The sequence below is a fragment of the uncultured Gemella sp. genome, assembly GCF_963529685.1.
Lineage (GTDB): Bacteria > Bacillota > Bacilli > Staphylococcales > Gemellaceae > Gemella.
In genome coordinates, this window is record NZ_CAUSAI010000002.1 from 48,044 (window position 1) to 63,236 (window position 15,193).

Consider the following 15,193-nt stretch of genomic DNA (forward strand, 5'->3'; position numbering starts at 1 on the left):
TCCGAATTTTATTTTATTTATAAATTACCATAAAAGGTCCACCTGCCGAATTGTCTTCAAGCTCCATACTTCGCTGATCCCAAATATCATCAATACCATACCACTTATTAGTTCTTTCAGGATTATCAGGATCAACCGCATGTGTATTTCCATTCTGATATCCGCTAAGAATAATCGCATGTGTACTATAACCTTTAACAAAAATACCATGCCCAACTGCACCAAATACAATATTACCATTTTTTAATGCATTTTTTAGGTCATCTTTAGAATTAATAATACGATAATTAAATCCCCAATGCTCTAATGCAGCAATCGCCCCAAGACTAGAAGTTCCAGAAAATAATGTATTCATCTCCATAGAAGTATCATAAATATAATCAGCAACTTGAACAGGAGTAACATCTTGCTTAAGCCCTGAAATAACCATTGATAGCGAAGTAGGAACACAACCAGATATCTTCATATTAGACATCCCATACCTCTTAAAACTCCATCTAGGATCTGCTTGGTAATATTGAGGAAGCTTCACAGGTTTAACAAATTCTGTAGTCTTTTCACTATAAAAATTATGTATAATCTCATCTGATGAAAAATACTCCCATTTCCCTTGCTGATCTTTAATCCATTCAGCCTTAGCATCAACTATACCAGATAATAACAAACTAGCAACCATAACCATACTAGTAGCTTTTTTCATGAACCTGTCACCTCCTATATCATTCTTATAAAATCACTTATAATTATACTATTCCACCCCAACAAATACAAATAGAAACTCCTTAAATTACTACAATTAATTCGAACACTTAACAATCACATAGAACAACTCCAAATTAAAAATCACCTCTATAATTTCCAATGTGATTTCCCCAATGTACCGAATTTGACAAAGAGCCAAAACAAACCACTGAAACAAGGATTTAAATCCCCACTTCAGCGGTTTAAATTATCTAGAAAATTCTGTTATCTTTATCTTAATACGCTGGTCTTGCATAACCTTTAATATAGCTAGAGTTCCAGTCATAAGTTTTTCTATTTACTTTTGTTTTAGCAGTACTTCCAGCATATAACGACGAGTTACCTTCAATTGTTGTAATTACTCCATTGTTCACAGATTCAACAATACCGATGTGGTCAGCAAATCCTCCACCATCCCAGTCAAATGTAACAATATCTCCAACCTTAGGTTGAGTTTTACCTTGCCAAATACCTTTTTTCTCCATAATACCGATATGACGTTGAACTCCGCACTCTCTTCCGATAAGATTGCTTAATCCCGCTTGTTGGAACACAGTAGTTACAAAAATATCACACCAGTCATCCTCATACTTAGCAGTATAGCCTACCGGTTTTGGATCAACAGAGTTATACTCATCAACAATCTTCTTATGTTCAGCAGAACCAGTTTCTACACCCATATAATTACGAGCAATATCAAGAACTCTATTTAAGTTTGTAGTATTAGCAGGATTTTGAACCCAAGCTCCATTAGCACCTACGTAATATCGATTATTATCAACCCAGGCATTAGTTGCCATCTTGCCATCGGCACCTAACCAGTAGTTACCTGCCCATGCATTTCTTACTAATTTTCCTTGAGCATCGAAATAATACCATGTAGTTCCGCTCTTAACCCAGCCTGTATGTCTCCCGGTTGGAACTTCATCTTCTTTTTTCTTATCTTTATCCCAAGCTCCATTGCTTCCTACGTAATAGCGACCATTATCTACCCATGAACTAGTCGCCATCTTACCATCTGAGCCTAACCAATAGTTACCTTGCCATGCATTTCTTACCATTGTTCCTTGATTAAAGTAATACCAAGAACTTCCTGATTTTACCCAACCTTGTTTTTTCTCTTCTTGTTTCTTAGCATCCTTATCCCAAGAACCATCACTTCCTACGTAATAGCGACCATTATCTACCCATGAACTAGTCGCCATCTTACCATCTGAGCCTAACCAATAGTTACCTTGCCATGCATTTCTTACCATTATCCCTTGGTTAAAGTAGTACCATGATGTTCCTGATTTTACCCAACCATTTCTTTTTTCTTCTTGTTTTTGTGCATCACGAACCCAGACTCCATTGCTTCCTACATAATAACGACCTCCGTCTACCCATGAGCTAGTCGCCATCTTACCATCTGAGCCTAACCAGTAGTTACCAATCCAAGCGTTTCTTACTAGACTTCCTTCAGAGCTAATGTAATACCATGATGAACCACTTTGCACCCAACCTTGTTTCTTAGTTTCTGCCGGTTTTTGAGCACCTCTAACCCACGCTCCATCACTTCCTACATAATAACGACCTCCGTCTACCCATGAGTTAGTCGCCATTCTTCCATCTGCTCCTAACCAATAGTTGCCTTGCCATACGTTTCTTACAACACTTCCTTGGCTATTTAAAAAGTACCATGACGAGCCACTTTGTACCCAACCTTGAGCTGCATAAGCATCATTACTAACAACTTCATTGACAGCAAACGGTGTTGCTAATACAGCTAGTAGCCCCAATCCTAATTTTAATCTATTTTTTCTCATAATTATTAATTTTAACTCCTTAGTTCTAATTCACACATTTATGCATTTACTATTATACCATCAAGAACATTCGACGGATATTACAAGTTAGTTACAAATGTGTTTAGCTTTTCTACATTTCTATAAATAATAAAGCAGGGAGCGACTCAAAAATCGTGATTTCGGAGAAAAAAGATTTTGCTGAATCACTTCCTACAATGGTTTATTAGATACCTGAAAAACTTTTATAAAGCAAATTTAGATATTAATAAGTCACTGCGTCTATACGTTCTTATCTGAACTTTGTTAAATTTTAGAATTTTTGAGTCACTGCCTAAATTAATTATTATGATATTCCTTCTTCCACTTGAAACCCTCTACTAATCCAACTAAAGTTCCTAACCCATAACTAAAATGTACTAAGAACAATAATATTGGAATTAGTAACATCGTTACGTTGAACTTATTATTAATAATAGTCATCACTGTAACAAGGATTGTAAATAATCCATAAGCAATCGCAAGAAGTACAGCTAATAGCTTCGTTAACGGCAACATTAACAAACTAAAAACAATTCCTAAAACAAAGACAAACGGTACAAAATGGAAGATAGAAAAAGCCTTAAGATATACATGACTAACTTTTCCAATCCAATAACCATTTGAATATTTTTGTTTTAACATCCTTTTTATCGTTGGTCTTGTATATTGATACGATAATATATCATTGCTATAACGAATTTTATAACCATTTTTTCTAATTCTATAATGCAGTTCATTATCTTCTACACGCCCAACTCTTTCATCCAGTAATCCAATCTTATCAAAAATTTCTTTTCTATACATACCTTGAAAAACCGAATTAACATAACGTTTTGAAGTCTCTTTTCTATAGTTTGCTATACCACTTCCAAACATATTTTCTTCAACCAACAATAAAGTTTTACTTAAATCATCTTCATTTTCGATAATATTAGGACGTGGCCCTCCACAAACATCCTCTCCACTCTCTATTACTTTCACATTATTTTCTATGAAGTTCTCCGTTATATGAGAGTGACAATCCACCTTAAGAATACATTCGCCTCTTGCAGCTTTTATACCTACATTCATACCAGCCGACAATATTACCTTAGGATTTTTCAACAATACTACATCGTAAAAGTCATGATTACTAGCTTTAAAATCTTCTAATATTTGCCAACTTTTATCTTTTGACATCCCATCTATAAATATTAATTCTATCTTGCTGTGATCATACGTCTGATTCTTAAAATCTTCTATCAATCTTGGTAAAAACTTTTCCTCGTTTAAAAGTCCGATTACTACCGAAACCAACATAATTATCTCCTTGCCAAAAAGGAAGCTAGATTAAAATAACCTAGCCACATCCTTTTTTATCCATCTTTTCTTCCTAATTTTTCGTTGGCATTAAACATTATACTCGCAATAGATTCTCCCCAATAAGGTGCTGTTGCGTAGTTAACATTCATTCCACCAGCTTTATTTCCTAAGTATGCTCCATTTGCTGGATATCCAGAATTATGTAAATATCTTTCCTTAATCCAACGTGCGGCTCCCATTATACCACCATCTACACTATCGTACTTCGTCGCAGAAGTGTACGGTGTATCATCGTATGCTGCAATACCAAAGAAGTTATTCTTATCTTTAGCGATATTACTTCTTCCCCACGCACTTTCAAGAGCACTATGAGCCACCAAGTATAGAGCATTCACCCCATACTTTTGTTCAGCAGCTTTAAATGTTTCACCTTTACCTGCTAATTTACTATCATTAGCTCCCATTAGGCTATATAATCTATTAATATCAGCTGCAGTATAATTTGTTCTTGAGTTCAAATTAGTAAATTGGAACGGGTGATTTAGTTTGAATGTTCCAAAGTTAATTCCATCTGCAGAGTAATAAGACTTCCCTACTTCCATATTAGCATTATGATAAGCAACCATTACTTTAGTATTTTGCGAATATCTATGGTACACATATTTACCGTCACTCACATAATCCGGAATAAATGTAGTATCTGAATTTACCGCTTCTACTTGACTCGGATTTACATATCCTGTAAGTCCGGCAACTTGAACAGGGATTCTTCCATTTGCTTCAGCTCTGTTATCTCTAAATAAAACTGTATCTCTTGAAACATGTGATAAAATGCGACCATTCGCATCATAAACAGGGATATAAAGTGCAGTCACTTTATAATGAGCTGAGTATGTTACACCGTGCCCGGCATTTTTCACCCAAGCACCATTGCTTCCTACATAGTAACGATTGTTATCTACCCATGAATTTGTAGCCATTCGTCCATCAGAACCTAACCAGTAATTTCCTGCCCATTTATTGCGTGCTAATGAACCATCTTCATTATAATAATACCAGTCGCTTCCTGATTTTACCCAACCTTTCTTGTTTTCAGTTGATTTGGCTATTTCTTGTTTCTTAGCGTTTTTATCCCATAATCCATTGGCTCCTACATAGTAGCGGCCCCCGTCTACCCATGAGCTTACCGCCATCTTACCTTCAGATCCTAACCAATAGTTCCCTTGCCATTTGTTGCGAACTATCGTTCCATTTTCATAGTAATACCAGTCGCTTCCTGATTTTACCCAACCTTGTTTCTTCTCTTCTTGTTTCTTAGCTCCTTGTACCCATAGTCCGTTGCTTCCTACATAGTAGCGGCCCCCGTCTACCCATGAACTTGTTGCCATTTTCCCGTCTGTTCCTAGCCAGTAGTTCCCTGCCCATTTGTTTCGTACTAATGTTCCATTTTGATCAAAGTAATACCAGTCGCTTCCTGATTTCACCCAACCTTGTTTCTTCTCTTCTTGCTTCTTAGCGCCTTGTACCCATAGTCCATTAGCTCCTACATAATATCGGCCTCCGTCTACCCATGAACTTACTGCCATCTTACCATCAGAACCTAACCAATAGTTTCCTATCCAAGCATTTCTTACTACACTTCCTTGGTTATCTAAGTAGTACCATGCTGAACCACTTTGTACCCAACCTTTTTTAGAAACTGTTGCAGGTTTTTGAGCATTTCTTACCCACTCTCCATTGCTTCCTACGTAGTAACGTCCATTATCTACCCATGAGCTTACTGCCATTTTTCCATCTGCTCCTAGCCAGTAATTTCCTGCCCAAGCATTTCTTGCTAATGTTCCATTTTTGTTATAGAAATACCATGTATTTCCACTCTTGACCCAACCTTGTGCTGCTAGAGCGTCATTGCTAGCTACTGCATTTACTGCGATTGGAGTTGCTAATACTGTAAGTACTCCTAATCCTAATTTTAATTTATTTTTTTTCATTATCAAAAATCCTCTTTACATATAATTACGCACTGCTAATTATACCATATTTCCTTTTGCTTTGCGATTACAAATAGATTATTTTTTATTACATCTATATTACAGATTAGCAAGTTATATTATTACTTAATTCATATAATAAAAAAGAATGGAGATTAACTCTCGCATTCTTTCAAGATTTCTTCTAACTTTTTATAGTCCTTAACACTATCAATTTCATATATACTGTTAGGTTCTAACTCTTCAACATAAACATCCAGTTTTTCAATATTATCTTTAACCATATTATCCCAGTATAAATTCATAAACTCATTACTAGCGTAAGACTCATCTATAAAACTTACGATTTCTTCAGCAGTTTTCTTGTCCCAGAAAGATACCCCACTAAGGATTCTCCCAGCTTTACTATCTACAATAATGTCCTGAACCTTGTAATCATCCCCGTAGATCAAGAACCATTCATTTTCACAATCTTCACGGTAGACACTAAAGTAAGTTGAACGATCAATATCTGCTCTAAACATATTTTTAAATAAATAGTTATCCGCATCAATTACATAACTATCTGCCAAATATTCTTTAACTAAGTATAACGAATAAAAGTTATTGTATTCGGCATATTTTTCATTAAATACTAACTCCACATTATACTTTTCTTTTAAATAATCAAATTGCTCATGTAAATACCCCACAACTACGATTATTTCATCTATTCCTTTTTCCTTTAAAAATTCTATCTGATACTCCACAAGTGGCTTACCTTTAACCTTTATCAAAGCCTTTGGCGTATTATCTGTCATAGGTCTAAGGCGAGTCCCTAACCCTGCAGCCAATATAATTGCTCTCACTTTCTTGCTACTCCTCTCTCACAATAACATAAACACCTAAAATAATAATAATAGATGTAATCACCAGTTGGATACTTACTTCCAACCCTACAAATATCATCGTAAATAATATCGTCCACACAACATAACTCACATTAAGCCCTGTGGCTTTTGCCGGTTCTAATCTATTAATCGCCATATAATATAGAATATACGATACCATATTACTCAATACAAAGAAGACAATAAGTCCCCCGAATTTCACATCAAGGCTCGTCTCAATTCCTAAACCGTTAAATGATATTATTACTAAATATGCTAAAAATGATGTCACCTGACGGATCAACAATGTTTCTAACTCATTAAGATTATTTCTCATCGCATATGAACTTAAAACACTCTCACTACCCCAAGCAATCGCACATATTAAAGCAAACATAAATCCAAGGTAAAAAGATTCAACCTGTTCACTTTTATAACTCTGGATAAAAATCCCTATAATTATTAATGCTATCCCAATAATCGTCTTTGACGACACCTTACTCTTTAAGAATATAATCGCCAAAATGACTGACACAGCAGGATAAATAGCAGTTATTGAAGATGTCAAACCACTTCCTATATACTTAACCGCATATAAATTACATTGCATCCCAATAGGTCCTGCAAGAAGTGCCCCTACAATAACACTAATACTTTTAATATTCGTAAAAATTTTAAAATTAATCCTTTTATATTTAATTAGTATAATCGCTAAAAGAATAAAAATACTAATAAAATCATGAATCACCGCGACTGCAAAAGGCGAAATATTATACAGTGAAAATATATACGCACTAATCGCAAGTCCAAGACCCCAGAACACCCCCGACAAAAGCCCTGCAGAAACTCCTAGTTTATCTTTCATAACTATCTACATACTCCTTCAAATTCTTCACAGCTCTTAGATATCTATCTTTACCATACGTTCCAAAATCCGCTCCCTGTTCTTCTTTGTAAATCGTCCATAGACTCCAAAGAAAATCTTGAAGTATCTTATAAATCATAATTTTAGCCACGCTGACTGGCGTATCCTCACTGAAATAATACTTGAAAAATTCGCCCTCTTCAGCTTTTCTAAAGTTAGACTCTAAAAATAATGCCGCTAAATCCCACATTGGGTCATTCATCGCAGAATATTCCCAATCTATAAGATAAACACGACCCGCCTCATCTTCAATGAAATTCTCCGGTACAAGATCAATATGACAAGACTTCTTATCAACACCAAACTCTTCTAAATGTCCTTGTAAAGAAAAGATCTTCTCTCTTATCTTATCATAATAGGGGTAGTTTATATCGCCTTCAATTAAATCCTCATACTTTTTGATCTCATCAAAAATTCTAAACTCCCCTTCAAGAACCTTCCCAGAACTATGAACTTTTTTTAGAACATTAGCAACCTCCTCTTTTTTCGCTTTTAAATAATGCGCATCAAAAGTTGTTGCATTCTCAATATATTCATTTACCTTAATTCCAGAATCAATATCAAAAATATAATTCTTAACATCTAAGCCTAAATCAGCAAGATTCGCCAAATTATTTTTTTCTGCAATCCTATTGATTAGTTTATCAGTACCCTTCCCAAAAAACTTAACTATATATTTGTTATTCGTAGTCTCAACTAGATAGTTACTATTCGTCATACCACCTAGTTTCTCTACTTTTATTACTTCCTCTGATTCAGAAAGTAATTTTTCTATTTTACTTTTAATTAATTGTTTCAATGTAAATCCTCTTTTCTACATTACAATATTACTTATCATTATAACACAAAATGTAATAATTCACAGAAATAATACCAATAATTTATATATTATCAAAATAAAAAGGCTCAACGGAATTTCTGCTTGAGCCTCTTCTTCTATTATGATTATATCTCCCACTTAAACACTGTCTTAAACGCAGTATTCAAATCTGTCGCAAAAACCCTATGTATATCACTAATATTTCTTACAGGCTGTTCAAGTTCAATAATATTCTTGAACCTTCTTTCGAACTTCTTATTACTAAGCATCTCAATAGCTTTTTCAAAATCAACTCTTCCCGAACGCGATGAACCTAACAATGTTAATCCTTTCTCTAAGATATCACGCGTATTAATATTGACCTTATACTCACTAACTCCCATTAGAACTAGACTACCCTGTGGTCTTATATATTTAATAATATCATTTATCGCATATCCACTTCCATCCCCACCACAACATTCGATTCCATGATCAAAACTTAAGTTTTCAGGAATATCATCAGTAATATACCTTTCTTTAGCAAAGCTAAATAATTCCAACTTATCCCAGTGGCGACCTATGACGATTATCTCACACTCTGGTAGAGTATAGTTTATAATATTCGCCATAACATAGGCAAGACTACCATCTCCTATTATAGCTATTCTATCTTTTTTACTATGTGAATTTTTTAAGAACCTATCCATAGCATGCATCCCAACACTTATGAACTCTGTGATAGCTGCAACAGAATCTTCTATCTCGTTATAAGCTACAACCCTATCCTTAGTTAAAGCTACGAACTCTCTCATAAATCCATCGAAACCACTCGATAAGAAATATGTTTCAGACATATAGTTTTCATAGAATTCTTCATCACTTTGTCTTGGTGGTTGGTTAGGTATCATTACTACCTTCTGCCCTACTTTATAAGTACCTGTAGGATCAGCAATAACTACCCCTGCACATTCATGAATAAGTGCCATAGGCAACTTTTTAGCTAATACCTTAGGATCTCTTTTCCCTTGGTAGTATCTTTGATCTGCGTGACACAATGCCATATAGTTTGGACGGATGATGATTTTATCACCATCATTTATATTTTCTTCATTGTATTTTACATTAATGAACTTTGGCTTAACTAATTGATATATTTGATTTATCATATTACTCGTCCTCTAGCATACTCTTAGCTATCTTAAGGTCAGTTACCGTAGTTATTTTAATATTAGAATATTCTCCCTTAGCTAGCGCTACTTTTTTACCTTTTATTACGAATATTTTACAAGCATCTGTAAGTATTTGTTTTTCCTCTTTGTCCAGTGAATTATATAAGTTTAAGAAATCTACACATTTGAAACTTTGTGGAGTTTGACCTTGGTAGTAGTGTACTCTGTTAGGAATATTTGAAATATATTCTCCATTGGTACTTTCTACAATAGTGTCAACAGCTTCTACTACTGTATCAACAGCATCGCTTTCTTTAGCCAAACGTATATTATCTTTAATAATTCTAAGCGTAATGAATGGTCGAACAGAATCATGAGTAACAATAATATCCTCATCAGTTAAAGGTTTGTATTCATTAATTCTATTAATGATGTTTTCAATCGTTGTATTTCTATCAACTCCACCATGTGTAATAATAATCCTATCAGCAAACGCTGAAACATATTTTTCTATTAAGTCTTCTGCATGAGATACCCAATCTTCATGAACACCAACTACGATTTTTTCGATTTCAGGCTCTAATAAAAACTTCTCTATCGTATGAATAAGGATTGGTTTCTTACCTAATTCTAAGAATTGTTTTGGCATATTACTTATTCCCATTCTAGTTCCTGTTCCACCAGCTAATATTCCCGCGTATATCATTTTTTGCTCCTTTATATATTATTTTTTATTAATATGTTATCTATTTTATTATATCATAGAAAATCAATAAACAGAAAAAATCTTCTGTTAAACTTATAATTTTCAGCTAATGAATTAAAAATATGATATAATGTTAAATATAATTTTAGAAAGGACTTTTTTTATGAAAAACATAAAAGTTAATGCATTAGCAAGTTTAATGGTTAATGTACTAAACATAGTTTTTCCATTAATCACTAATCCTTACTTAACTAGAATACTTAGTAAATCAAACTATAGTTATTTCAACACAGCAAATACCTGGGCTAGCTTTGTCGTTCCTATAGCTGCTTTCGGTATTTATAACTACGGAATTAGATCAATAAGTAAAGTTAAAGATGATAAAAATAAAATTAATTACGTATTTTCAAAACTATTTTATATATCCGTAATTACTTCAATTGCCGTAACGGCTTTATATTTTATATTTATTAGCGTAGGGGAATATGAAACAGAAAATCTAAAACTGCTGTATTATATACTTGGAATTCAAGCGCTATTCCAATTTTTAAATATTGAATGGATGAATGAAGCATACGAAAACTACACGTTTATTCTATATAAAACACTATTTATTAGAATAGCTATGTTAGTATCAATATTCGCATTTGTAAAAACAGAAGATGACATTATACCATATGCAATTATAATGAGCGCTACTACAATCTTAAACTATCTACTAAGTTTCTTATGGATAAAAAGAGAAGTTTCATTTATTAAGATTGATATTAAAGACTTGTTAACATCTACAAAGGCACTAACAACAATGCTATTATTAGCAAATGCTAATATGCTTTATACTCTACTAGATAGAATGTTTATTACGAAGAGCCCTGATACGAACTATATTTCATACTATACTATATCTTTCAATATAGTTATGCTTATAGCAAGTGTGCTTAGTGGAGCTCTAAGTGTTAGTTTACCAAGACTGGGATATTATTTAGGAAAAAAAGATTATGATGCATACGAAAACCTAATCAACCAAGGTTCTTCTCTTTTCTTCTTCCTAATGATGCCGACTAGTATCGGAATAATGATATTAGGAACTTACGCAACCGTAATTTATTCATCTGAAAAATACCTAGAAGCAGGAATAGTAACGAGCATCTTCGCTATTAGAACTATAGTTTGGGCTGTTGAGACAATTTTAGGAAAACAAATTATGTTCATCAACGACTTTGAAAGTAAGTTGACTTCATTTTACTTTATCGGTGGTGGATTAAATGTAATTTTAAATTCTGTGCTATACTTTTGTAATATTTTTAAACCTGAGTATTATATTGGTACAACAATATTCGCTGAAGGACTAGTTGTATTGCTAGAGATACAGTTTATTAAAAAACATAAATTAATAAACTTTGAATCTGTATTTTCACCGTTGTATAAATACCTTATAGTATCACTCGGATTTATTCCAATATATTTCATATCTAAATTCGCATTTCAGATTCACTCTTATGAAATCACATTAAATATGATTCTTATGGTTTGTACAGTTATATCAATCTGTGGAATTTATTACATAATCACCTTAGCAATCTTAAAAGATTCAACAATATACTATGCGATAAATATGGTTAAAAGTAAAATAAAAAAAAGTTAATAAAGGAGCATTTATGAAACTTTTAAAAACAATAATTATAATAACACTATTATTTATAACTTCTCTGCCAACAGTATATGCTAAAGCTAATGATAAATTACATATTATTACCGTAGCTGAATGGTCAGACGCTATGATACTAGAAAGTAATGGTCATTACGCTATGATTGACACAGGGGAAGATTTCTCATATCCAGATGGTTCAGACTCTAGATATCCTGACAGAGAAGGGATAACAAAAGATAAAAAGAAAATTACCCAAGATAGATTATTCGCTCATATAAAACAATTGGGAATTAAAAAGTTTGATTTCATTATTATAACTCATGCACATTCAGATCATGTTGGTTCTGCACATGACGTACTAAAATCTATCCCAACAGGAAAACTATATATTAAAAAATATAGTGATGATAGAATTTCTGATAAAACTAGACTTTGGGATAATTTATACGGATACGAAAGAGCATTAAAAGCAGCAAAAGAAACTAATACTGAAATTATTCAAGATATCTCAGAAAAAGATTCACATCTAACACTTGGAGATATTAAAATCGATTTGTTAAATTATGAAAATGAGTACGAAAGTGACGGTTCGTTAAAAAAAGTATATGATGACAATTTAAATTCTATCTTGGCAATAGTAAACATAAACAATACTAAAATTTTCTTAGGTGGGGATTTAGAAAATACTGAAAGACACCTTGAAGAAAAATATGGTCCATTAATCGGTCAAGTAGATGTTATGAAATTTAATCATCATGTAGAAACAACAAAATCAAATACGAAAGAATTTGTGGATAAACTTAATCCTAAAAAAATTATTAAAACAGGTATTAGACCTGTAGAAGAAAAATATGCGGAATATCTGAAACAAAAAAATATCAGCATTATAAATGCTGGTCAACTAGACAGAGCAGCAATTTCTTTAGAGTTTAATAATGGAGACGTAAAAGATATTTCTGATGATTACCCTCACTATGGATTTTATAATGAAAATAATATATTAAAATTTAAAAATTGGAAAAATGAAGCCCCTGAAGATGGTTGGACACAGCACAACGATAATTGGTACTATTTCTTTAATTCAGGTACTGTTGCTGTAGGTTGGAAATATCTTGATAACAAGTGGTTCTACTTTAACAATAACGGTTCTTTAAAAACAGGAGTAGTTAAAGATAACAATACCTTCTACTACATAGATAAAAATAACGGAATGTTAACAGATTCATGGAAAGAAATTGATTCAACTTCTAAATATTATTTCAAAAAGGATGGAAGAGCAGCAAAAAATGAATGGGAAAACTTCTATCATTTCGAAGCTAATGGAACTTTAAGCAAAGATAAATGGATCGGTTTCCTTCATACAAATAATAATGGACGACTTAGCCTTTCTGATTATAAAAACTATCCACTTGCAATTGTGCTAATAGCAATAATCATATATATAGGCCATAAAATAAAAAATAGAAAGCATCGTGGTTATTAAAATCATGATGCTTTTTTATTAAAAAATATTTGTTCTCTTATTTGTCTTATTGGAAAACTAAAAATCTTATGAGATAGTATCATACTCAATAACACTGCCATTAATAGAAACGCTAATTTTCCACTAACTCCATAATTAAATACATTAGAGATATTAAATACTTTATTCAAAATATAATATATATGCATATGCCAGAAATATACATTTATAGAATTTTTCCCCATGTCTGTAATTAAGAACATTCTTCGATTAGGCATAAGAATTACAAGAGAAAAACCTATACTAAAAGATATGATATAACTAGCTAATCTCACTAATGGAGCATAACTCATTATCCTTGGGAAAAACGGGTTTCTCCCTGTAAACAGATATCTTAGCCCATATACTCTATCTACTTCATAAATACATAATCCTAACCAAACTAAAACTATAAGTCCTGCTAAGAATTTATATTTAAAATTTTTATCTTTAAAACTTACTATATCGAAGTTTTGTAATAATACCCCACTCAAAAAGAATGGGAAAAATATTATTATCCTTGATAAGTATAGGAAATCTCCTATTCCTGGATCATATCCTACAAAACAAGCCAATACTATCGAAAACACTAAAATATATTCCTTATTCTGTTTCTCAATTATTTTTAAAATTACTATATATGCTGCCAAGGCAAACATAAACCATGAAAGCCCACTATCCCATAATAAAAAGAATTCAACTTTCACCGTACCTAGTAACCTTTCCACTATTGCTGAAACTATTTTATACGAAAAACCAATACTTATATAAAATATAGCTTTAGCCGTAATATTCCTATTCTTGAACATCAATCCAGCTATAAAAATAAACAGCGGAATATGAAACGAATAAATAAATAAAAATATACTATCATAAATATTAGATACATCTGTAAATTGATCCGCAAAATGCCCTATCACAACACAAGTTACAAGAAAAAACTTCAGATTATCCCATAATACTATTCTATTTTCCATAATATTATCCTCTAACTTACTTTCCTTTATATAAAATAACCTCAGCTAGCTCTGCATTCCCGCGTTTATAAATTGGATTTTCTTTCCAATTATAGTGAGTATTAGGAGTCTTAAAATCTTCTCCATATAAGGTTCTCAAATACTCCTCAGTGTTACTAGGTACCTTCGCGTTCACACCTTTAAAATCACATGCTTTTATCCCTGTAAATGGTATTTTATAATGATAGACCTCATATCTAGTAGGATTCCCCAATGCATTAGTCATAAAAAATATTGTGTCAGAAGAGATTTTATCACCTTCTTTTTTATAGATAATAAAATCTACATTAAGCCCTTTATAGCTGTAAGATAATTCAACTAAACTTTTATTATAATAAAATTCTTTCGTTCTTTTAAATCCATTATTTATAAGATATTTTTCTACCACTTCGAATTCTTCAAAATTTGAAACTTGAACTCCGAAATCCATATCCAAATCATGGCTTATAAAATCATTTTCTCTGTAGTATCCTAATAAAGTTCCAAAATCTAACCAAATATCATAATTCTTTAAATCAAAGCCATAAACTATGTTTAAAATCTCCTCAAAATTTTCTTCTAATAAAATACTTCTTTTAGAGTCTAATTCAATATTTGCTTTTTCATTCAATTTTTTTATTAAAGGAAGATTTTTAACCACATCTTTTTTATCACCTAAAAAACTGGCTAAACTTCTCTTAAGCCATTGTAACAT

At 32.4% G+C, this 15,193-nt stretch carries 13 protein-coding genes; 2 read left to right on the forward strand and 11 right to left on the reverse strand.

The window, feature by feature from the left end; genetic code table 11:
* Window positions 1-13: 13 nt before the first annotated feature.
* The 9 genes from RWS90_RS00675 to RWS90_RS00715 form a co-directional block, all read right to left on the reverse strand.
* Window positions 14-700: a C39 family peptidase gene (locus RWS90_RS00675; RefSeq protein ID WP_314547975.1), complete on the reverse strand. Its 687-nt coding sequence runs from the start codon at window positions 698-700 to the stop codon at window positions 14-16.
* Window positions 701-977: 277 nt separating this feature from the next.
* Complete coding sequence (locus RWS90_RS00680) at window positions 978-2,546, reverse strand: CHAP domain-containing protein (protein ID WP_314547976.1); 1,569 nt, start codon at window positions 2,544-2,546, stop codon at window positions 978-980.
* A 318-nt stretch (window positions 2,547-2,864) separates the two neighbouring features.
* The gene (locus tag RWS90_RS00685; RefSeq protein ID WP_314547977.1) at window positions 2,865-3,866 is read right to left on the reverse strand and encodes a glycosyltransferase family 2 protein; all 1,002 of its coding nucleotides are present in this window, start codon (window positions 3,864-3,866) and stop codon (window positions 2,865-2,867) included.
* A 56-nt stretch (window positions 3,867-3,922) separates the two neighbouring features.
* Window positions 3,923-5,860 carry a glucosaminidase domain-containing protein gene (locus RWS90_RS00690; protein WP_314547978.1) on the reverse strand — a complete coding sequence of 646 codons (1,938 nt, stop codon included), beginning with the start codon at window positions 5,858-5,860 and terminating at the stop codon, window positions 3,923-3,925.
* A gap of 155 nt (window positions 5,861-6,015) precedes the next feature.
* Window positions 6,016-6,708, reverse strand: coding sequence for a sugar phosphate nucleotidyltransferase (locus RWS90_RS00695; RefSeq protein ID WP_314547979.1), 693 nt, complete (start codon window positions 6,706-6,708; stop codon window positions 6,016-6,018).
* A gap of 7 nt (window positions 6,709-6,715) precedes the next feature.
* Window positions 6,716-7,594 (reverse strand): DMT family transporter, encoded by an 879-nt coding sequence (locus RWS90_RS00700; protein ID WP_314547980.1) that lies wholly within the window; start codon window positions 7,592-7,594, stop codon window positions 6,716-6,718.
* Complete coding sequence (locus RWS90_RS00705; protein ID WP_314547981.1) at window positions 7,584-8,453, reverse strand: phosphotransferase family protein; 870 nt, start codon at window positions 8,451-8,453, stop codon at window positions 7,584-7,586. The genes RWS90_RS00700 and RWS90_RS00705 overlap by 11 nt, the downstream gene beginning before the upstream one ends.
* A gap of 146 nt (window positions 8,454-8,599) precedes the next feature.
* Complete coding sequence (locus RWS90_RS00710; protein WP_314547983.1) at window positions 8,600-9,622, reverse strand: ribitol-5-phosphate dehydrogenase; 1,023 nt, start codon at window positions 9,620-9,622, stop codon at window positions 8,600-8,602.
* A 1-nt stretch (window position 9,623) separates the two neighbouring features.
* Entirely contained in the window at window positions 9,624-10,331 is a 708-nt protein-coding gene (locus RWS90_RS00715; protein WP_314547984.1) for a 2-C-methyl-D-erythritol 4-phosphate cytidylyltransferase, read from the reverse strand.
* A 163-nt stretch (window positions 10,332-10,494) separates the two neighbouring features.
* Here RWS90_RS00715 and RWS90_RS00720 point away from each other — a divergent pair, with 163 nt between their 5' ends.
* Both RWS90_RS00720 and RWS90_RS00725 read left to right on the forward strand, forming a co-directional pair.
* Entirely contained in the window at window positions 10,495-11,976 is a 1,482-nt protein-coding gene (locus RWS90_RS00720) for an oligosaccharide flippase family protein (RefSeq protein ID WP_314547985.1), read from the forward strand.
* 13 nt (window positions 11,977-11,989) lie between these two features.
* The gene (locus RWS90_RS00725) at window positions 11,990-13,465 is read left to right on the forward strand and encodes an MBL fold metallo-hydrolase (protein WP_314547987.1); all 1,476 of its coding nucleotides are present in this window, start codon (window positions 11,990-11,992) and stop codon (window positions 13,463-13,465) included.
* Window positions 13,466-13,467: 2 nt separating this feature from the next.
* On the opposite strand, the gene RWS90_RS00730 is transcribed toward RWS90_RS00725, so the two are convergent.
* Window positions 13,468-14,460, reverse strand: coding sequence for an acyltransferase family protein (locus tag RWS90_RS00730; RefSeq protein WP_314547989.1), 993 nt, complete (start codon window positions 14,458-14,460; stop codon window positions 13,468-13,470).
* A gap of 16 nt (window positions 14,461-14,476) precedes the next feature.
* On the reverse strand, window positions 14,477-15,193 hold the full coding sequence (locus RWS90_RS00735) for a LicD family protein (RefSeq protein ID WP_314547990.1): 717 nt from the start codon (window positions 15,191-15,193) through the stop codon (window positions 14,477-14,479).

Bases quoted from the DNA above. Each gene is read 5' to 3' on its own strand.
- RWS90_RS00725 (WP_314547987.1), top strand. From the start codon at position 11,990: ATGAAACTTTTAAAAACAATAATTATAATAACACTATTATTTATAACT.
- RWS90_RS00710 (WP_314547983.1), bottom strand. From the start codon at position 9,622: ATGATAAATCAAATATATCAATTAGTTAAGCCAAAGTTCATTAATGTA.
- RWS90_RS00735 (WP_314547990.1), bottom strand. From the start codon at position 15,193: ATGTTACAATGGCTTAAGAGAAGTTTAGCCAGTTTTTTAGGTGATAAA.
- RWS90_RS00675 (WP_314547975.1), bottom strand. From the start codon at position 700: ATGAAAAAAGCTACTAGTATGGTTATGGTTGCTAGTTTGTTATTATCT.
- RWS90_RS00730 (WP_314547989.1), bottom strand. From the start codon at position 14,460: ATGGAAAATAGAATAGTATTATGGGATAATCTGAAGTTTTTTCTTGTA.
- RWS90_RS00690 (WP_314547978.1), bottom strand. From the start codon at position 5,860: ATGAAAAAAAATAAATTAAAATTAGGATTAGGAGTACTTACAGTATTA.
- RWS90_RS00680 (WP_314547976.1), bottom strand. From the start codon at position 2,546: ATGAGAAAAAATAGATTAAAATTAGGATTGGGGCTACTAGCTGTATTA.
- RWS90_RS00720 (WP_314547985.1), top strand. From the start codon at position 10,495: ATGAAAAACATAAAAGTTAATGCATTAGCAAGTTTAATGGTTAATGTA.
- RWS90_RS00700 (WP_314547980.1), bottom strand. From the start codon at position 7,594: ATGAAAGATAAACTAGGAGTTTCTGCAGGGCTTTTGTCGGGGGTGTTC.
- RWS90_RS00685 (WP_314547977.1), bottom strand. From the start codon at position 3,866: ATGTTGGTTTCGGTAGTAATCGGACTTTTAAACGAGGAAAAGTTTTTA.
- RWS90_RS00715 (WP_314547984.1), bottom strand. From the start codon at position 10,331: ATGATATACGCGGGAATATTAGCTGGTGGAACAGGAACTAGAATGGGA.